This is a genomic window from Nonomuraea longispora (genome assembly GCF_004348345.1).
In the GTDB taxonomy this organism is placed as follows: domain Bacteria; phylum Actinomycetota; class Actinomycetes; order Streptosporangiales; family Streptosporangiaceae; genus Nonomuraea; species Nonomuraea longispora.
This window is the reverse complement of record NZ_SMJZ01000065.1, coordinates 1-17777: the sequence shown is the minus strand read 5'-3', so window position 1 is coordinate 17777 and position 17777 is coordinate 1. Positions and strand designations below refer to the sequence as shown.

General features: G+C 69.1%; 19 protein-coding genes and 1 pseudogene. 9 read left to right on the top strand and 11 right to left on the bottom strand.

Features of this window, described 5'->3' with window-relative positions:
- Window positions 1-6: 6 nt before the first annotated feature.
- Together E1267_RS18650 and E1267_RS18645 are read right to left on the bottom strand one after the other, a co-directional pair.
- On the bottom strand, window positions 7-1329 hold the full coding sequence (locus tag E1267_RS18650) for an HEXXH motif domain-containing protein (protein WP_132333842.1): 1323 nt from the start codon (window positions 1327-1329) through the stop codon (window positions 7-9).
- On the bottom strand, window positions 1326-2690 hold the full coding sequence (locus E1267_RS18645; protein ID WP_132333841.1) for an FxsB family cyclophane-forming radical SAM/SPASM peptide maturase: 1365 nt from the start codon (window positions 2688-2690) through the stop codon (window positions 1326-1328). The genes E1267_RS18650 and E1267_RS18645 overlap by 4 nt, the downstream gene beginning before the upstream one ends.
- Between E1267_RS18645 and E1267_RS47925 the strand changes: the two genes are divergently transcribed.
- Window positions 2632-3018, top strand: coding sequence for a hypothetical protein (locus E1267_RS47925; RefSeq protein WP_132333840.1), 387 nt, complete (start codon window positions 2632-2634; stop codon window positions 3016-3018). The genes E1267_RS18645 and E1267_RS47925 overlap by 59 nt on opposite strands.
- A gap of 178 nt (window positions 3019-3196) precedes the next feature.
- On the opposite strand, the pseudogene E1267_RS46465 reads toward E1267_RS47925, so the two are convergent.
- A pseudogene (locus E1267_RS46465) lies at window positions 3197-3427 on the bottom strand (transposase); the annotation flags it as partial.
- A gap of 9 nt (window positions 3428-3436) precedes the next feature.
- The gene (locus tag E1267_RS44425; RefSeq protein ID WP_165959676.1) at window positions 3437-4474 is read right to left on the bottom strand and encodes an ISL3 family transposase; all 1038 of its coding nucleotides are present in this window, start codon (window positions 4472-4474) and stop codon (window positions 3437-3439) included.
- 143 nt (window positions 4475-4617) lie between these two features.
- Here E1267_RS44425 and E1267_RS18620 point away from each other — a divergent pair, with 143 nt between their 5' ends.
- Complete coding sequence (locus E1267_RS18620; RefSeq protein ID WP_220449560.1) at window positions 4618-5259, top strand: 5'-methylthioadenosine/S-adenosylhomocysteine nucleosidase family protein; 642 nt, start codon at window positions 4618-4620, stop codon at window positions 5257-5259.
- A gap of 100 nt (window positions 5260-5359) precedes the next feature.
- Window positions 5360-5578: a zinc-binding dehydrogenase gene (locus E1267_RS46460; protein ID WP_246063997.1), complete on the top strand. Its 219-nt coding sequence runs from the start codon at window positions 5360-5362 to the stop codon at window positions 5576-5578.
- A gap of 234 nt (window positions 5579-5812) precedes the next feature.
- On the opposite strand, the gene E1267_RS18610 is transcribed toward E1267_RS46460, so the two are convergent.
- Window positions 5813-6649 (bottom strand): helix-turn-helix transcriptional regulator, encoded by an 837-nt coding sequence (locus tag E1267_RS18610; RefSeq protein WP_132333839.1) that lies wholly within the window; start codon window positions 6647-6649, stop codon window positions 5813-5815.
- Window positions 6650-6750: 101 nt separating this feature from the next.
- Here E1267_RS18610 and E1267_RS18605 point away from each other — a divergent pair, with 101 nt between their 5' ends.
- Together E1267_RS18605 and E1267_RS18600 are read left to right on the top strand one after the other, a co-directional pair.
- Window positions 6751-7509 carry an SDR family oxidoreductase gene (locus E1267_RS18605; protein ID WP_246063996.1) on the top strand — a complete coding sequence of 253 codons (759 nt, stop codon included), beginning with the start codon at window positions 6751-6753 and terminating at the stop codon, window positions 7507-7509.
- 9 nt (window positions 7510-7518) lie between these two features.
- Entirely contained in the window at window positions 7519-7890 is a 372-nt protein-coding gene (locus E1267_RS18600; protein ID WP_132333838.1) for a hypothetical protein, read from the top strand.
- 136 nt (window positions 7891-8026) lie between these two features.
- On the opposite strand, the gene E1267_RS18595 is transcribed toward E1267_RS18600, so the two are convergent.
- The gene (locus tag E1267_RS18595; RefSeq protein WP_132333837.1) at window positions 8027-8344 is read right to left on the bottom strand and encodes a winged helix-turn-helix transcriptional regulator; all 318 of its coding nucleotides are present in this window, start codon (window positions 8342-8344) and stop codon (window positions 8027-8029) included.
- 171 nt (window positions 8345-8515) lie between these two features.
- Here E1267_RS18595 and E1267_RS18590 point away from each other — a divergent pair, with 171 nt between their 5' ends.
- Window positions 8516-9163: an NAD(P)H-binding protein gene (locus E1267_RS18590; RefSeq protein ID WP_246063995.1), complete on the top strand. Its 648-nt coding sequence runs from the start codon at window positions 8516-8518 to the stop codon at window positions 9161-9163.
- Window positions 9164-9388: 225 nt separating this feature from the next.
- On the opposite strand, the gene E1267_RS18585 is transcribed toward E1267_RS18590, so the two are convergent.
- Window positions 9389-10885, bottom strand: coding sequence for a hypothetical protein (locus E1267_RS18585; RefSeq protein WP_132333836.1), 1497 nt, complete (start codon window positions 10883-10885; stop codon window positions 9389-9391).
- 168 nt (window positions 10886-11053) lie between these two features.
- Between E1267_RS18585 and E1267_RS18580 the strand changes: the two genes are divergently transcribed.
- On the top strand, window positions 11054-12712 hold the full coding sequence (locus E1267_RS18580; protein ID WP_132333835.1) for a reverse transcriptase/maturase family protein: 1659 nt from the start codon (window positions 11054-11056) through the stop codon (window positions 12710-12712).
- Window positions 12713-12830: 118 nt separating this feature from the next.
- Window positions 12831-14084, top strand: coding sequence for a SpoIIE family protein phosphatase (locus E1267_RS45695; protein WP_220449559.1), 1254 nt, complete (start codon window positions 12831-12833; stop codon window positions 14082-14084).
- An 8-nt stretch (window positions 14085-14092) separates the two neighbouring features.
- On the opposite strand, the gene E1267_RS18565 is transcribed toward E1267_RS45695, so the two are convergent.
- Both E1267_RS18565 and E1267_RS44420 read right to left on the bottom strand, forming a co-directional pair.
- The gene (locus E1267_RS18565; RefSeq protein WP_132333834.1) at window positions 14093-15550 is read right to left on the bottom strand and encodes a serine/threonine-protein kinase; all 1458 of its coding nucleotides are present in this window, start codon (window positions 15548-15550) and stop codon (window positions 14093-14095) included.
- 68 nt (window positions 15551-15618) lie between these two features.
- Window positions 15619-15771 carry a GNAT family N-acetyltransferase gene (locus E1267_RS44420; protein ID WP_165959675.1) on the bottom strand — a complete coding sequence of 51 codons (153 nt, stop codon included), beginning with the start codon at window positions 15769-15771 and terminating at the stop codon, window positions 15619-15621.
- 107 nt (window positions 15772-15878) lie between these two features.
- Here E1267_RS44420 and E1267_RS46455 point away from each other — a divergent pair, with 107 nt between their 5' ends.
- Window positions 15879-16364: a MarR family winged helix-turn-helix transcriptional regulator gene (locus tag E1267_RS46455; protein ID WP_165959674.1), complete on the top strand. Its 486-nt coding sequence runs from the start codon at window positions 15879-15881 to the stop codon at window positions 16362-16364.
- 487 nt (window positions 16365-16851) lie between these two features.
- Here the strand turns inward: E1267_RS46455 and E1267_RS18555 are convergent, their stop codons facing one another.
- Window positions 16852-17502 carry a response regulator gene (locus E1267_RS18555; protein ID WP_132333832.1) on the bottom strand — a complete coding sequence of 217 codons (651 nt, stop codon included), beginning with the start codon at window positions 17500-17502 and terminating at the stop codon, window positions 16852-16854.
- A partial coding sequence (locus E1267_RS18550) for an ATP-binding protein (RefSeq protein ID WP_342774840.1) occupies window positions 17499-17777 on the bottom strand: 279 nt, incomplete at its 5' end. The genes E1267_RS18550 and E1267_RS18555, both read right to left, overlap by 4 nt.

Below are 17777 nucleotides of genomic sequence, written 5' to 3'. Positions count from 1 at the left end.
GGACGCTCACGGCCGTGACGTTCCGAACGCGGGGTGACCGTGGGCCCGCCGCCAGCGGGCCAGATGACCTTCGGCTTCCGCGCGAGCCCGCGCCTGCGCGCTCGCCGGCACCGGCTCGTCCTGCCAGGCCGCCAGGACGCGGCGCATCTGGGCGACGAACCGCTTGCCGGCGGACGTCAGCAGTCCTGAGGCCATGAGGACGTCCACCGCGCCACCGGCGCCCGCCCGCCAGCGGGCGAACTCGCTGTGCGCGAGGACGCCCCTCTCTCCCCGCTCGTGGTGGCGCTGGTGCCGCCAGAAGGCGGTGACACCCAGATAGGCGTACGCGCCGTGCAGCAGGCCGGCGGCAGGCCTGGGATCCTCCCGCCAGGGCGCGTAGAACCTGCGGCCGTCGTCGGCGTCGAGCAGCCGGACGATGTCCGACAGCGCGCCCAGCTTCGCGTGCTGGACCTCATGCGCCAGCGTCGCGGCGAGTGTGAGCCCGTCGGAGGGCGGGGACATGCCCACGGTGCCGAAGGTCTCCGAGGCCGTGCCGCTCACCTGCCCCCGTGGCGGACGGCGCAGAGGGGTGAGCACCCGATGCGCCACCTGGATCTCCGCCGCCGTCGACGGATGGTGGGCGGTGAGGATGCCCCACGCCTCCTGCAACGCCGAGCGCCAGCTCCGGAGCTCGGCTTCGGGCAGCCTGCCGGCCACGTCAGCGGGCATCCGGTAGGGATCGACATCGTCGAGGACGAGGTCGAGAGCCTTACCGTCCGCGTACGCCGTGAGCCGGCGCAGACCCCGCCAGCCCGGGACGTCCTGGGAGCGGTCGTCGGGGATCACGACGCGGGCGCTACCGCTGACGACCTCCGCCCCTCCCGCCGTGGACCGCACCGTCGCCGTGCCGCCCGGGACACGAACCTCTCCCAGGGACGGCAGGAACAGCGCACCGCTCGAAGTCCGTACCTCGATGGACAGCTGCGCCCGCGCTCTGATCGCGGCGGCGGCGGTGACGGCGGCCAGCTGATCCGGCCGGGCCTGCTCCGGGTCGCTACCGAGAGCGAGCAGCGTGGACCGCAGCCAAGCCCCCACAGCCGGATAACACACGACGGCCTCGACAGCGTCCGGGGCGTCGTCCTGGAGCGCGGCGAGCCGGTCGTAAGCGTCCGCGGTACGGCCCGCTGCCGGATGCCCGGTCGTTGCGGCGCTCTCCACCAGGCCGCGCAGAAGTAACAGATGCTTGCTGCGCTCGACGGCGGCCAGCCGGCGTACCGCCGCGGCACCACCTCTCCCTGCCGCCAGGGCGGCGAACACGTCGTCGGAGACGTTGTGTCTGCGCGGTTTCATCCAAGCCTTCCGAGCCGCGTACCCAGATCGGCCGCCACGACCTGCCTGATGTGCCGGATGAGTGCGAGCAGGTCGGGACAGTAGACGGAGGGGTTCGCGAACCCGGTCTCCGCGCGGTAGCGATGCGCGAACTGCCCGCCACCGCACACCGCCCTCACCTTGCACGACCGGCAGCCGGGAGCCAGCGCGGATTCGCCGAGCTGGCGGGCAACGGTCTCGGACAGGAGCAGCGCCTCGTCGAAGGCGTTCCTGGCCACGTGGAGCCCTGTTGAGGGCGAGCCGGGCGCGGAGGACCGGATCGTGTCCGACAACTCGATCGTCCCGTCCGCGTCTATGACGAGAACCGTCACCGGGGACAGCCCCAGCGACTCGCTGTTCGACCGGCCGCCCAGCAGGAGATGGATGATCTCGCTGAAAAGCCGGACGTCGGTCTCCTTGCGCGGCGCGCCGTACCAGCGGTCGAAGACCGCGACCAGCCAGTCGGCGTACGGCGTTTCCGCGGCTCCTGGTATCCGCCCGGGCGGAGGATACGACCAGTTTCCCAACGGCAGCAGGAAGTCGATTCTGGGCGGCTGGTGCTCGAGTAACGCCTCATAGATCGCCACCGGATCGTCACGGACGTCGATTGTGCAGAGCAGGCCGCTGAACAAGTGCGGATACGAATCGCGCAGCAGCCCGAGCGACTTCGTCACGGCGTCGTAGCTGCCCTTGCCGTTGGCGTACTTCCGATGCCGGTCGTGCGCTTTCTTGTCTCCGTCGAGACTTATCGCCACGGCGATATCGAGGTGGTCGAACATGCGCAGGTATCCGGCGTCGAGACGGATTCCGTTCGTCTGTATCCGCGCCCCCACTCGCGCACGGCCACTGACCGCTGATCGGGTGGCGGTGACGATGTGGGAGAGCAGTGCGGGCCCGGCCAGCAGCGGCTCGCCACCGTGCAATATCAGCTCGACGGACTGCAGGCCGTGGCCGCGGACGTGCTCGGCGATCCGCTCACCCGTACGCGTGGCGGTGGCGGCGGACATGCGTATCGGCTGCTCCCGCCAGCTCCGGTCCGCCATTTCATAGACGTAGCAGTACGCGCAGGAGAGGTCGCAGCGGCTGTTGACCTTCACCACGAATTCGCGAAACGGGGTGGGCGCCCAGCCCTGGGCCGCCAGGGCGGCCGGATCCAGGGCTTTCGGCCACTCGGAATGGTCGTCGCGCTGGACCGATCCGAGATTCACCGCCACGCCCTGATCAACTCCCGAGGTGAGCGTCCTGGCGCGTCGTTGCGCTATCGGTTGATGGTGCACAACCACTATGAGCGCGCAAAAGGATCTCGTCAAACAAGCATGGCGGAGCCCTACAGAAGATTGCATCACATGCCGGCCTCCATTCGAGTCAAGGCGCGGCGTCGTTGAGGGCGGCGGTCTCGTCCGCCGCACTTCTGCTGATGGCCGGGACAGGCCCCGCACATGCGCGATCTGTGAACGTGGCGGCCATGATCAGTTGTGTCGACAAATAGCCGGGAAGAATGCGGCGATCACCCCCTGGGCCACGGTGCAGAACAACTGCGCCTTCACCTACAAGGTGAAGGTCGTATGGAACAACGGGGCGGACAGTCCATGTCAAACGCTCAGCGTGCGGGAGCAGTACACCGACACCTCCACTCCGGGCGCCACGTACGACGGTGTCAAAATCTGCTGAAGCCGTGGAGTCCAGCAACGAAGTCGTCACTCAGTTCGTACTCCACCCGATCATGAGCACCCGTGACCCGCAAGGTCCGTGGCCAGAGCCTGCCCACTCCCCACGCCAAGGGCTGCCGCCGCGACGGCATTCGACGGAGTCTTGGACCTGGTGCAGCCGGTGCATCGCCCGGTAGGACGCGCCGTCCCTTCAGGCCGGCACGTCCGCGTACCGGCGGGATGGCCTTGATCAAGGGCATGAGCTGCGTGACGTCGTTGCGGTGGCCGCCGGTCAGAGAGACGGCGAGGGGGATGCCTCCACCTTCACGTGATGACGTGGTGTCTCGAGCCCGGCTTGGCGCGGTCGACCGGGCTCGGGCCGGTTCTGGGCCGCCCTTGAACGCCCGGACGTGGGAGCTGTCGATCAGACAAGACGCTGATCACCCATGCCCGGACCGGCGCGATTCCCCGGCTACGAGATCATCGTCCAGCACAACAGCCGCAAGACCACCCGCCGTAGCAGGACGGTCAACGGGCAGGTCGCACTGCGCGTCCTCCTCCAGGCCGGCCGCGCGGGCGTAGCGGCGTACGGCGTAGTGGTCGAGGTTCAGGTCGCGGCTGATGCCCTTGAGCGAGCACCCCTTGGCCACCAATTCCTGAACCTCGGCGTATCGCCTGGTCGTCCGGGTCACCAGAGCGCGTTCGCGGCCGTGGACGTCCAGGAGGCCGTCCGGCGGTTCAGGCGGGGCCGCAAGCTCGCCGCAGTTGCCGGGCAGTTCGGCGTACGATTGCTTGACGCAGCCGTGGTGCATGCCGACCGTCTTCTCGACGGCTTCGGTCAGGTTGTTCCAGACGTGCCAGCGATCTACAACTTGCAGGGCTTGAGGTGCTCCGATGCGGGCGGCCTCGGCGTAGGCACGGGCGCGGTCCCGGGTGACGATCTCCACTTCAGGGTGAGCGGCCAGCCACTCGGCCACCGGGGCTGCCTCCCGGCCTGGGAGCACCTCCACCGGACGCCGGGCCTCCAAGTCGACCACGATCGTGGCGTAGACGTCGCCCTTGCGCAGGGCGAAGTCGTCCACCGCAACGGCCCGCACCCTGCCGATGCTCGGCTCGGGATGTGATCGGACCAGCCGCAGCAGGGTGTCCTTGGCGACCGGCATCCCTAGCCGAGCCGCCAGCCGGGCGCCCGTCCGGGCGGCCATGCTCACCGCCACCGACGTCAGCATCTGCCTCAACAGCGGTGTGTAGCGGGCGTGCGGGCTGGTTAGCCCCTCGACCTGCTCGGCGAACGTCGCCGCCGCACACCTGGTGTTCATGCACTTGAAGCGCCGTATCGTCACCGCCAGCACGGTCTTGATACCGCTCAGCGCGGCGTCGGCCAGCCGCCGGACGTATCGGTCATGCACCCGGCCCGAAGCCACACCACAGTGCGGGCAGACCCCCTCATCTGCTCGGCCTCGGGCGTGCAGGGTCACCTCCCCGCGACCCGCTCCACGACCTCGACCACGATCCCCGCCCAATGCGGGAGTAACTCCTCAACGCATCCCGGAACGCACTCCGCAAACGATCAACTACCAGATCGTTCCACGTCCTAAGATCAGCGACAGAGCCGGAGGTAGTGCTGAACTCCCGGCTCTCCGAGCACGCCCACTGGATTCGTGAGCACTACAACGATGCGTGTGCGATCGAGATGGAGGGCGCCGGCGTGGCACAGGCCGGCCACTTGAACCAGGTGCCCGTCGTCGTCATCCGGGGCATCAGCGACCGGGCCGACGGCACCAAGGAGGCCACGGACCGCGAGCAGTGGCAGCCGAGGGCTGTCGCCAACGCGGCCACGTTCGCCGCGGCGCTGGCCGAGGAGTTGTCCACCGAACGTCCCACGACTAGGAGCTCTGCCATGCCCGAGACGAACACGAATATCGCCCAGGGAAACGCTCACGTGGGAGTGCAGGCGGGCACCGTGCACGGCGGTATCCGGATCGCTCCTCAGACGTCCCAGCCGGCGGAGCTCCCCGAGGCACTGGCCGGGTTCCCCTCCCGGCTGTGGCAGGTGTGGGCGGACGGACGTCTGGATGAGGCGACGTACAAGGCGGCCGAGGCGGAGCTCGTCACGGCAGACCAGGCGCTGGAGACGAAGACACCGGACCGCGCGAACACGCTGACGCTGGCGCTGAAGAAGCTGCGCGGGCTCGTCGGTGACGTGGCCGACCTGGCAGCCGAGCTGACCGTCATCGTTGCCCTGACCCAGTCCTTGTCATGACCGAGCCGGAGCACCGCGTCGAGAACGTGGCCACAGACTCCCACGTCGGAGTGCAGGCAGGGACCGTTCACGTCGATGCCATCTACTCATCAACGAGGCCATGGCGGGCTACGCCACCAACGAGGTCTACTTCTACTGGTTGCTCGCCATGGTAAGCGGCCGGACACGGCACGAGCTGTCCAAGGACGAAACCGCCCAGCTACGCGACCGGCGCACCACTATGCGGCTTCGGGGCGAGGACCTGGAGCAGGCCGCCGAGGCGCACCGGCGCATCGAATCCGGCACGACCACGGGCAAGCTCGTCCTCAAGGTCGCCTGATCGCACCTGCGATTCGTCACCGCCTCACCGGTCGGCCGCCCCGCCTCGTCGTAGCCCACGACCGTCCTGGTGTAGACGTCGTCGCCCCCCACGTACCGGGTCCACGAGGTGGGCGAGCCCTTGGCCACAGTGTCGTAGACCGTGCTGGTCTACAGCGTTCCGGTCGCCGAGCCGAGCCGGGTCTCCTTCTCCTGTCGAGCACGAGAGATCACTTCCCTCCTCGGGCAGCCGACCTCACAGTTGCTGCAGTCCGGTGACCCTGAGCATGTCGAGGGCCGCGGCTTCGGGGCTTCCCGGTTCGGCGGAGTACACGAGTACGGTCTGGTCGGTGTCGGGGAGCATGAGGGTGTCGCAGTCGAGCGTGATCGTGCCGAGCTGGGGGTGGCGGATGCTCTTGGTGGCCGCACGCCAGGCCGCGGATCGTCCCTCCTGCCAGAGCTCCTCGAACCGGGGACTGCTGCGGCGCAGCTCGCTGATCATGCGGGCGAGGTCGGGGTCACGCGGGTATCGGGCCTGGGCGGCGCGCAGCGTGCCGACGGCGGCGCGGGTGGTGGCTTCGTCCTCGCCCAGGTCCGCGGCGACCTGGCAGCGGCTGCTGCCGAGGAAGCGCTGCCAGATGAGGTTGCGCCGGTGCCGGGGCCATGCGGACATGTCGCCCTGCAGCGCCGCCGCCAGCGGGTTCCAGGCCAGTACGTCGCCCTTGGCCGACAGCACCAGCACCGGCAGGTCCGCCATGCGGTCCAGCAACCGGAGGACGCTCGGGCGTACCACCATGTGGACCCGTCCGGACTGTGGCGGCTCGTGACCAGCCAGGCGGAACACCAGCTCGCGGTCGTCGTCGTCAAGCCGCAGGGCCTGCGCCAGTGACGCGACGACCTGGGCGGACGGCCGCGCGCCGCGCCCCTGCTCCAGCCGGACGACGTACTCGACGCTCAGTCCCGCGAGCATGGCCACCTCCTCGCGGCGCAGGCCGGGCACCTGGCGGCGGGTGCCCGACGGCAGGCCGACATCCTGCGGTCGCAGGCGTGAGCGGGCCTGGCGAAGGACTGCGGCGAGCTCGGCGCGGTTCACCCTTCGATCCTGCCTCACCGATGTCCCACGCCGGGTGGTACGGGCAGTACCAGACCGGAGCGGTCCTGGTGACAACCGACCCTTACTCGGACGATCAATCCATGACAACTCACACCAAAGCCGACGAGCCGATGGCGGCCGATGCACCCGCGGCAGCGGATACGAAGACGGTGGCGCTGGTCACCGGAGCGAACAAGGGTCTGGGCAGGGAGACGGTACGCCGCCTGTCGGAGCAGGGCTGGCGGGTGTTCCTGACCGCCCGGGACCATGAACGTGGCACGCGGGCGGCGGACGCGCTCGGCGTCGAGTTCGTCCAGCTCGATGTGACGTCGGACGACTCCGTCGCCGCGGCGGCCGAGACGGTGGCCATGAGGGCCGGCCGTCTTGACGTGCTGGTCAACAACGCCGGAATCGGCGGCCCGCTGATGGATCCCGCCGACATGGGCGCGGACCTGCTGCGGGTTCTGTACGAAGCCAACGTGTTCGGCCCGGTACGGGTCACCCGCGCCTTCCTGCGGCTCCTGCGCGAGTCGGAGCATCCCCGGATCGTCATGGTCTCCAGCGCCCTTGCGTCGCTGACCTACGCCTGCGACCCCGCACGTCCCGAGTCCGGCTTCCTGAGCCTGGACTACGCCTCCTCCAAGGCCGCACTCAATATGATCGTCTCCCAGTACGCCCGTGCGCTGCCCGGCTTCAAGGTCAACGCCGCCGATCCGGGCAACCCCGCGACCGACATGAACCATCACACGGGCATGGACACCGTCGCGGACGCCGCCGAGGCGGTGATCCGGCTGGCCACGCTGGACCGCGAGGGGCCGACGGGCGGATTCTTCGACCGCAACGGCCCCGTCCCCTGGTAGGAGCACCACATGACCAAGATCTTGACGATCGGCCTGCACCCGAGCGCGATCGACTTCTCCGACCATCCCGGCATGGACGAGGCGACTCTGGCTGCCCGTATCGAACAGGGTGAGGCAGCGCTGCACGCGGTCGGGCTGGACACCGTGGCGTGCCTCGTCGGCACCGATCCCGATGCGGCGGAGAAGAGCGTGCGTGAGCGGCTGTCCGCCGATGGCCCTTTCGGCCTAGCCATGATCGGGGCGGGCGTGCGGGTGGTGCCGGAGCACACCGCGCTCTTCGAGCGGCTGGTCAACGTGCTGGTGGCGGCGGAGCCCGGCATCCGGTTCTGCTTCAACACCACGCCGGAGACCACGATCGACGCGATCCGCCGCTGGACGTAGCCTTGCCGTGCTGGACACCGCCCTGGATGCGTGACGGTCGAGATCGGGGTGAAGGCGCCGCCGGACGGCGAGGGCGGCGACTTCGGCACGCGACTGCGGATCTTCCGAATATCGCGGAGCAGACCTGTCCCGCGGCCTACAGGTCGCTGTCGTCCCAGCGTTCGCGGGCGGCGGTGATGGCGTCCCTGTGGTCGCGGGACCAGTCGGCCAGGGCCGACACCATGCCTCCCAGGCTCTTGCCCATCGGGGTGAGCCGGTAGTCCGTCTGCGGTGGGGTGGTCGGATAGACGGTCCGTTCGACCAGCCCGTCGCGGCACAGCCGTTTGGTCGTCAGCGTGAGCATCCGCTGCGAGATGCCCGGGATCGCACGTTCCAGCTCCCGGAAGCGGCGCGTTCCCTTCGACAGCTCGACCAGGACCAGCACGGTCCACCGATCACCGAGACGGTCCAGCACGTCGCGGATCCCGCAGTCGTCTTCGCCACACGGCCCGGCGGGCAGAGGGCCGGCTGACCTGTGGGCTTACCGCCGTGTTCCTCACTGACACGAAAGTGCCTCCTTACGGTGCCGCGGTCCGGCACGGATGATCGGTTGCGCCCCATCTGCACCAACATCGAGGAGCGGCAAATGATTCTCGTCACCGGTATTTCCGGCGGGCTCGGCAACTTGATCTTCCGCGGCCTCTCCAAGGAGGACGGCCTGGACGTGGTCGGCGGCACCCGGTCGGGTGATGGGGTCAGCGCGCGACGGATCGACTTCGACGACCCGGCATCGCTGGCCGGCGGCTTTCGAGGCGTGGACGTTCTGGTGTTCGTCTCGGCCGGGTACGCCGAGGACGACGTGGTGCTCGCCCGCCATGACGCCGTGGTGAACGCGGCCGAGGCCGTGGGCGTCCGGCATGTCGTCTACACCAGCCTGGCGGGTTCGGGCGATCCGATGACGATCGCGCTGCCGCACCGCTGGACCGAAGCGCGCCTCGCCGAGGCCCCGTTCGAGGTGACGATCCTGCGCAACGGCCTCTATGCCGAGATCCCGGTGGGGGTGGCCGTGGCCTCCGCCGCGTCGGCCGCCGAGAGACCGGCGTCTTCGCCGCCGCGCTCGGCGCGGGACGGGCGTCCGTCGTGGCGAGGGCGGACCTGGCCGACGTGGCGGTCCGGTTGGCGGCGGAGGTCCAGCACGACCTCGTCGCAGGCCGCCGCAGCCGCCACGCGGGCGGGACGTACGAGTTGGAAGGCGTCGAGGCGATCGGCGGCGGGGACATCGCCGAGGCGCTGAGCGCTGCGCTGGGCCGTCCGGTCGGCTACCAGCCGACCTCCCTGTCCGCCATGCGCGAGGCACTGGCCGGCAGAGACCGGCCGCGGTCGTGGCACGCCGGACGGCGGGGATCGGACGGCCTGAGACACCGCGGCCGGCCGCCGTCCTCGTCCCGCCCCTTTGCCGCGTCGGTGCGGCCTTGGCCATGCCGTCGTCAACGGTACTGCCGGGTCGGTGGCCTCCCCTCTAGTCAGGGGTGAGGTTGAGTGGGGTGGTGACGTGCAGGTTCCAGCTGAGGCCGGGTGGCGCGAGCTTGTGGTCGATCCAGGCGATCGTGGGGTTGCCGTCGGCGTTCAGGGTCATGGCCAGCCGTTGTCCGAAGCCGCCTCTGTTCGTGGACACCGGGATGCTCTCGCAGCGGCTGCCGGTGCAGATGGCGAGCATGAGCCGCCGGCGCTCGGGGCTCTCGAAGGCCACCAGCGGCCGTCCCGCGCGATCCAGAACCAGCGCCGGGACCGGCTGGTACTCGTCCCCGGCGCCCAGGGTGCGCACGTCGGCCTGGGCGCAGTCCGGGGTGCGGCAGTCGAGCAGCTTGTTCGCCTGGTCACGCGGATCCCGGTAGGTGATGACCGGGCGGCCGTCGGGGCGCACAGCCATGGCCAGGCCGAACGTCCAGGGCAGGTCGTCGGTGCTCGACGGGGCGGGAGACACGGGTCTGGTCACGGTCGGCTGGTGGCAGGCGACGTCCAGGCAGGAGATCACATGGATCTGACCGTTGACGGGGTTCAGTCGGGCGGCGACCGGGCGGTTTCCAGGGCCGACGGCGGCGGCCAGGGTGTGGTTGGTGGCCGAATATACGCTTGTCTCCAGCCGTGCGACCTGTCTGCGTTCTGGGCGTGCGCAGTTCGTGTCCGCGCAGAAGATGAAGGAGACGAGGTCGTGCGTTGGTCTTTCACCGCTTGTCGGGTCATCGTCGGCGTAGGCCAGGACCAGGCCGCCGTCCTGCCGTGCGGCGGGCGCCACCCCTACATAGTGCGGGGGCGAGCGCGTCGTCGCGACGGTTGCGCTGCTCCGTAGGCATCTGGTTGCCTCGCAGGTGAGCAGTTCGAGCCTGTTGGAGATCCAGGTGGGCAGCAGGAGACGCCCGTCGGGCAGTCGTGCGCCGGCCGCGCCGGGCTCCCGTCGGGAGGCGCGGCCCCGTGGCTCGGCCCACTCGAAACTCGTTTTCAGGCACGAGGGATCGGCGCATTCCAGCAGACTGGCATGGTCATCGAAGCCGTCCATCACCACGATCAGGCGCTCACCGCGTCCGGTGTGTATGGCTTGCAGGTCAAAGGGGCGCAGCTCCGGTCTGCGGTCGTGGACGGAGGCGGAGAAGTCCTGAGGGGGCCAGGATTCCGTCACGTTCCTCTCGGCGACCTCCGGCCACCCGAACGGATTGACCAGTACGGCTCCGCTGAACAGCACCCCGGGCAGCAGCGCCGCCGGCAGGTAACCGAGCCTGACCGGGCGCGGCGGCGAGCCGTGGGGCAGGCCGTGTGCCAGGTCCGAGTCGTCCACTTGAGTGCGCCAGGCCATGCAGTGGAGGAACTGGCGCGCCACCACAGCGGCCTGGAAGGGCGTTATGGCCAGCGCCAGCATGGTTCCGGCCACACCCCATCCGAGGGCCGCGAGCGGGCCAGGGAGCAGGCGCAGCCCCTGCATCGAGAGCCCACGTCGCCGCGCCGGGAACGAGGACGACACCGAAGGCCAGCGTCAACGCGGTCGGCAGGAAACGCAACGTGGTCAGTCGGTAGGCGCGGCGGATCGAGCCAAGCCCCGAGCAGCCGTGCAACAAGACGCCTGGTACGGCCAGCAGGGCCGGCATCGCCGCGTACACGGCCACCAACAGTCTACGCCAACAAGGGCGCGATGACGCCGGGGGCCACGCGGGAGACCGCGGACGGCATGTCGTTGAAGAAGATCGAGCGGATCATCACCGAGATGCGCCACGAGCGCTACCGGTTCCGCCCGGTCCGAAGGGTGCACATCCCGAAGAAGAACGGGAAGACACGCCCGCTGGGCATGCCGACCTGGTCGGACAAACTCGTCGGCGAGGTCGTGCGCCTCCTGCTGGAGGCCTACTACGAGCCGACGTTCTCCGACCGGTCTCACGGGTTCCGGCCCAAACGAGGCTGCCACACCGCGCTGCGGGAGGTCGCCAATACCTGGACCGGGACGACCTGGTTCGTCGAAGGAGACATCTCCGATTGCTTCGGGAGCCTTGACCACGAGGTCATGCTCTCGATCCTGGCCGAGAAGATCCACGACAACCGGTTCCTGCGGCTGCTGCGTAACATGCTGACGGCCGGATACTTGGAGGACTGGACCTGGAACGCGACGCTCAGCGGGGTCCCGCAGGGCGGCATCGCGTCCCCGATCTTGTCGAACATCTACCTGCACAAGTTGGACGTTTTCGTCGAGAAGACTCTGATCCCCGAGTTCACTCGGGGAAAGCTCCGGGCCCGCAACCCGGAATACCGAGCTGTGGAACACGCGATCGCCAGAGCCCGCCGGAAAGGAGACCGCGCCGAGTCGCGAGCTCTCTACCGGCGGCTGCACAGCCTTCCCAGCCAGGACCCCCGTGATCCCGGCTACCGGAGGCTGCGCTACTGCCGATACGCCGACGACACCCTGCTCGGGTTCGCCGGCCCCAAGGCTGAAGCCGAGGAGATCAAACGACGTCTGGCCGAGTTCCTGCGTGACGACCTCAAGCTGGAGCTCTCACCGGACAAGACGCTGATCACCCACGCCCGCACCCAGCGGGCGCGGTTCCTCGGCTACGAGATCTCCGTGGCGAGCAGCGCGACCAGGACGCGAAGACCGAACGCGAGCGACCGGCGCAACCGCCGATCGCTCAACGGGACGGTCGTCCTGCACGTTCCCGCTTCGGTGGTCAAGGCCAAGTCCGCCCCGTACTTGTCACGCGGGAAACCCGCGTGCCGCACCCCCATGGTGAATGAGTCCGACTACAACATCGTCGGCCGGTTCGGGGCCGAGTACCGGGGCATCGTCCAGTACTACCTGCTCGCCGGAGACGTCTTCCGGCTGCACCGGCTGCGCTGGGTGATGGAGACCTCCATGCTCCACACCCTCGCTGGGAAGCATGGCTCGTCGGTGACGAAGATGGCCACCCGCTTCAAGGCCAAAGCCGAAACACCGCACGGGAAACGCACGTGCTTCGAGGCGGCAGTCCATCGCGAAGGCAAGAAGCCACTGGTCGCCAGGTTCGGCGGCATCCCGCTCAAGCGGCACAAAAGGGCGGTTCTCACCGACCGCCTGAACACCGGGCCCATCTACCCGAACAAAGAGCTGGTCAGACGGCTCACGGCGGGAAGATGCGAGCTCTGCGGCCTCTCGGGCGGCATCCAGGTGCACCACGTCCGACGGCTCGCCGATCTCTCCTGGCCCGGACGGCCCACACCCCAATGGGCCCACGTCATGGCGAAGATCCGCCGCAAGGCCCTCGTGGTCTGCGGGAACTGCCACGACCAGATCCACGGGCACCCCGCAACACCGCTCACGCAGTAGATCGCTGGAGAGCCGGGTACTCGGAAACGGGTCCGCCCGGTTCGGAGGGAGGCCGAACGGAAAAGGACCAGCCCACACGGGGCCGGCACCTCGCCGTTCGGCCGACCCTACGCAGACCATGAAGAACTGGCTGCGCGCCCAGCCCGACCAGCCGGCCACCCTGGCCGGCCTGCAGACGCTTCTCGACCGTTTCGCCGATGCCTACAACGCCTATGACGTCGCCGGGGACAGCTTGGACCACGCCCTCAACGACGAGATCCGGTACACGGCCGTCATCGACGCGATGGGCCATGGTATGTACGCCGCCGTGCTGGCGACCGTGGCCATTGGCGCCTACCGGCACGCCAGGCGCGCCGACGTCGGGCTCGCCGAACTGTACGAATTCATGGACACCGCCATCGACGAACAGTTCGGCCCCGACCAGTTCGTCACGGCACAGATGGCCCGTCTGGACATAAGGTCGGGTTTCTTGGAATGGGTCAACGCAGGCCACCCGGCGCCGTTGCTGATCCGCGGCAACCGGGTCGTCGAGGTGCTGGAGGGTGCGAGCACCTTACTCGTCGGCTTCGGCGGTGCCGCCCCGCGGTTCAACACGCGCCGGCTCGTACGTCACGATCGGGTGCTGTTCTATACCGATGATCTCGTCGAAGAGCATGAGAGCGGCGGCGAGCAGTTCGGCGAAGAACGTCTGATCAGCTCCATCGAGCACCTCGGGCCCATGACGGGAAGCGTGCAGCAGATGGTACGGAGCCTGTCTCACACACTGCCACTCTTCGCCCGGTTCCTCCGCCTGCGCCTCGCGGCGGCCATACAGGAGATTCCCATGACAGACGACTCGGCCTTCTTCCTCACCGTGAACACCGGCGAGATCCACGGCTTCTTCAAGCGGATCCACATCCCGGAGCAGAACGGCAAGACCAGGCCCCTGGGTCTTCCGCCGTGGTCGGACACGCTCGTCGGCGAAGTGGTGTGGCTCCTACTGGGGGCATACTACGAGTCGACGTTCTCCGACCTGTCCCACAGCTTTCGTCCCGGTCGAGGCTGCCACACCGTGTGCAGACAGCGGGCGAGGCCTGGACCGGGGCGACCTGGTTCATCGAGGGAGACGTGGCCGAGGCTTCGGGAGCTTCGATCACGAGATCATGTTCTCGGCGCTGGCGGAGTGGACCCGTGGCCGGTTTCTGCGGCTGATGCGGAACATGCTCAAGGCCGGATAATCAGCAGACTGAACCTGAACCTGAACCGGGACGGTGGGCGGGCGAGGCTGCGCCTGGCGGCCGTGCCCGAACCCGCTGCCGCGCTCGGCACTGCGGCGGCGCTGGTTCTCCAGCCCGGCGTGCGCTCCGGTGGCGCGGCCACCGTAGCGGTGTGAGGGTGGCGCTATTTGTGCCCTTTGTGACCTTTGTATCTGCCTTTGCCGGGATGGCCATGATCGGGCTGTTGGTCGATTGGCGGGAGAGGCATGCCGGAGCGGGCCAGGAACGTGACCAGAGGACCATCGGCGAGTCTGCCTTCTCTGCGCGCCTTCGTGAGTCTCTTCCTGAGATCCATAACTCGACTGCGAGCCTCGCCGATCTTGCCCTCGTTGAGCTTCTCGCGCGCCTCTGCAATGCGGGTCCTGAGCTCGCGGGCCACGTCGGGAGCGATGCCGCCTTGCCGCTGGTGGGCGGCGAGCGCCCGGTCCAAGGCTGCGAGCCAGGCCAGCGCCTTTGATGCGGCAGGTCGCGTCGTAGACGACGGCCGCGTGCTGGTGGGCGCGGTGGACGGGGACATGCCGAGCGAGGACGAGGCCGCGGTGACCGGGGATGTCGCGAGCGCGGAGGGCGGCGGGGCGGCGCCTTGCCGGGCCGAGTCGGTCAGGATCGTCAGTACCAGGACGCCGACCAGCGCGGCGAAGGCGGCGGAGGCCAGGTAGAGGCGCGAAGCGGACCACCGACGGGGCGAGTCGTGTCCAGACCAGGTGTCCGGGCCTGGCACCTCGAGCACGGCGGTGCCGCCAGGTGCGCGCCGTGATCCTATGGAGAGGAGGGCGTGCCGTACTTGTGCCGCGCTTGCCGGGCGAGCGGCGGGCTCTTTGGCCAGCATCGCCAGCACCAGCGCCTCCAGGTCGGCGGGGATGTCCGGCCGCAGCGATCGTGGCGGCATCGGTGGTTGGTTGAGATGCTGGTGGATCAGTTCGGTTGGGACGCCCACGAACGGGGGCCGCCCGCACAGCAGTTCGTAGCACACGCAGCCGAGCGCGTACAGGTCCGCGCCGGCATCGCCGCCGTGCCCCAGGATCTGCTCGGGCGACAGATAGGCGGCGGTGCCGACCACGGTGCCCGCCGCGGTCAGCCTGCTCATCTCCTCTCCGGCTAGGCGGGCGATGCCGAAGTCCACCACCTTGAGTAGGCCGTCCGCGGTCAGGTGCAGGTTGGCGGGCTTGATGTCGCGGTGCACCACGTCGGCCCGGTGCGCGGCATCCAGCCCGGCGGCGGCCTGGCCCACCAGATGGCGAACCTTCTCGGGAGGCAACGGCCCTCGCTCGGCGATCTCGGCGGCAAGGCTCCGCCCGGACAGTAACTCCATGACCAGGAACGGGCGCCCGTCATGCTCGCCCACGTCGAACACGCTCACCACGTTCGTGTGCACTACACGGGCCGCGATGCGGGCCTCGCTCACGAAACGCGCCCGCATCGCCGGGTCCGCCATCTGGGGAGCGAACAGCTTGACCGCCACCGGCCAATCGCGCGTCAAGTCGTGACCGCTCCACACCTCGGCCACCGCGCCCCTGCCGATCAGCGCATCCACCCGATAGCGCCCCGCCAGCACCGACGTGGCCTCTATCGAACCCCTCATGATGATCGGGACTCCCTGCCTGCACTTTGACGTCCTCACCGGCCCCAATGATCGGTAAGGACCAAACCCTAGCGAAACGCTGAGGACCCGGTCTGGACGGCCATGGACTGGATCGTCCACACGCCCGCGTCCTGGCCGCCGACGATGAAGGCCGACAGCAGCGCCTTGCCGATGCCGTGCGCCTGACAGCCTGGATGGACGTAGATTGTGTGCTCGACCACACCGGCGTGGACCGACCGGGCCGAGACCGCCGCGGCGACCGGCGCCGAGCACCTGCCCGGCGCCGGTGTCGCAGGCCAGGTAGCGCAGATGGGGCAGCCTGGCCGCGGTGAAGCCCTCCCAGCTCGCTATCCCATGGGGGAGGAGCCACCTCTGCCTGACCTTGCCCGAGATCCGCCGGCTACAAATCAATCGAATCCAAAATAGTGTTTTTGTCCGATGCGGAAGGTTCGGCGAGCACGGGCTCTCGCCTGCCCGGGTACGCCTGCTGACCACCCTCCACCAACGCCCAAGAAGCCGTATGCGGGATCTGGCGGACGTGCTCGGCGTCAGCGGGCGGGCGATCACCCCGCTGGTGGACGCGCTGGAATCCGACGGCCTGATCACCAGACGGCCGGACCCCAGCGACCGGCGGGCTTTCCGGCTTACCCTCACCGACGACGGCCTCGGAGCGATCGACCATATCGCCCGCTTGCAGCAGCAGATCAGTGATGACATCTTCAGCGTCATGTCTGCCGAGGATCAGCGCAATCTGACCCGCCTTCTCCGCGCTTTCCTCGACGCGGCCCACGGGCCCGGATGTGCTTCAGCCTGATCGCGGCCATTCCGGTCGCGTCCACGGAGCGGTGTAAAAGGCTCGATGAGGGAGATAGCAGCCACGAGTAAATCTCAGGTGGTCTCGGTTATGGCGGCCAAGGCCGGGTCGTCGGCCGGGCGGGTGGGTGGAGTAGTGCCCGGCGGAGGTCCTGCACGTCATAGTGAAGCCGCGCCAGTCCCGAACGGCGCGGTCCAGCACGGCCCATACCAGGGGCACGTAGGACGTTTCTCCCGGGAAGCGACCGACGGCTTGACCCGGCGGCGGGTCTCGCCCGCACTGGCCGACCGTGACCCCGTCACCCAGCTCGCTACGGTCGATGATCTCCCAGTATTCGGCCTTCGACTCAGCCGGGTCGCTGGCGCTGACCTTCGCCGGCATGTTGCCGGCGCGATGGAGAGACACCGTTGGCCGGCGAGGGCGGGAAGACGTGCTCGGCGGCACCTGATCAGGTCGGGAGCGCCGCCTGGAGCCGCCGCCCCGGACGTTACGCCCCAGGAACGGCCAGCCCCGACTCGTACGCCGCGATGACCGCCTGCACCCTGTCACGCAGCCCCAGCTTGGACAGCACGTTGCTGACGTGCGTCTTCACCGTGTGCTCGCTGACCACCATGGCCGCGGCGATCTCGGCGTTCGACAGGCCGCGGGCGATCAGCTGGAGCGTCTGGCGCTCCCTCGCGGTCAGCACGTCCAGACCCGTCACCCTTCTGGCCGCGGGCCGCGAGGTGAACTCTGAGATCAGCCGCGTGGTCACGGTCGGCGCGAGCAGCGACGCGCCCGCCGCCACCACGCGGACCGCGTGTACCAGGTCGTCGCGGCGCACGTCCTTCAGCAGGAACCCGCTCGCCCCCGCCCGCAGCGCGTCGAAGACGTAGTCGTCCACGTCGAACGTGGTGAGCATCAGCACCCGGCACCCGGTTTCCGCGCAGACGATCCTGGCGGCCTCGATGCCGTCCATCCTGGGCATGCGGATGTCGAGCAGGAGCACGTCGGGGGTGTGTTCGCGGACCGCTGTCACCGCCTCCACCCCGTCGCCCGCCTCGGCGACCACCTCGATGTCGGGCTGCCCGTCGAGGATCATCGCGAACCCGCCCCTGACCAGCTCCTGGTCGTCGGCGACGACCACGCGGACGGTCATGGGCGGGCCAGCGGCAGGCGTACGGACACCGCGAAGCCGTGGCCGTCGGTGCGCGGCCCGGCGGTGGCGGCGCCGCCGCAGGCGGCGGCGCGCTCGCGGATGCCGATCAGCCCGTCGCCGCCGGAGGGCAGCCCGCGCCCGCCGCCTCGCCCGTCGTCGGTGATGTCGATCATGAGGTTGTGGTCCTCCCAGGTGAGCCGGATGCCGGCGTGATCGGCCCCGGAGTGCTTGACGATGTTGGTGAGCGCTTCCTGCGTGATGCGGTAGGCGGCGAC

Bases quoted from the DNA above. Each gene is read 5' to 3' on its own strand.
- E1267_RS18650 (WP_132333842.1), bottom strand. From the start codon at position 1,329: ATGAAACCGCGCAGACACAACGTCTCCGACGACGTGTTCGCCGCCCTG.
- E1267_RS47925 (WP_132333840.1), top strand. From the start codon at position 2,632: ATGAGCGCGCAAAAGGATCTCGTCAAACAAGCATGGCGGAGCCCTACA.
- E1267_RS18645 (WP_132333841.1), bottom strand. From the start codon at position 2,690: ATGCAATCTTCTGTAGGGCTCCGCCATGCTTGTTTGACGAGATCCTTT.
- E1267_RS46460 (WP_246063997.1), top strand. From the start codon at position 5,360: ATGGCGGGCTACGCCACCAACGAGGTCTACTTCTACTGGTTGCTCGCC.
- E1267_RS18605 (WP_246063996.1), top strand. From the start codon at position 6,751: ATGACAACTCACACCAAAGCCGACGAGCCGATGGCGGCCGATGCACCC.
- E1267_RS18600 (WP_132333838.1), top strand. From the start codon at position 7,519: ATGACCAAGATCTTGACGATCGGCCTGCACCCGAGCGCGATCGACTTC.
- E1267_RS18590 (WP_246063995.1), top strand. From the start codon at position 8,516: ATGATTCTCGTCACCGGTATTTCCGGCGGGCTCGGCAACTTGATCTTC.
- E1267_RS18580 (WP_132333835.1), top strand. From the start codon at position 11,054: ATGACGCCGGGGGCCACGCGGGAGACCGCGGACGGCATGTCGTTGAAG.
- E1267_RS45695 (WP_220449559.1), top strand. From the start codon at position 12,831: ATGAAGAACTGGCTGCGCGCCCAGCCCGACCAGCCGGCCACCCTGGCC.
- E1267_RS18565 (WP_132333834.1), bottom strand. From the start codon at position 15,550: ATGAGGGGTTCGATAGAGGCCACGTCGGTGCTGGCGGGGCGCTATCGG.
- E1267_RS18555 (WP_132333832.1), bottom strand. From the start codon at position 17,502: ATGACCGTCCGCGTGGTCGTCGCCGACGACCAGGAGCTGGTCAGGGGC.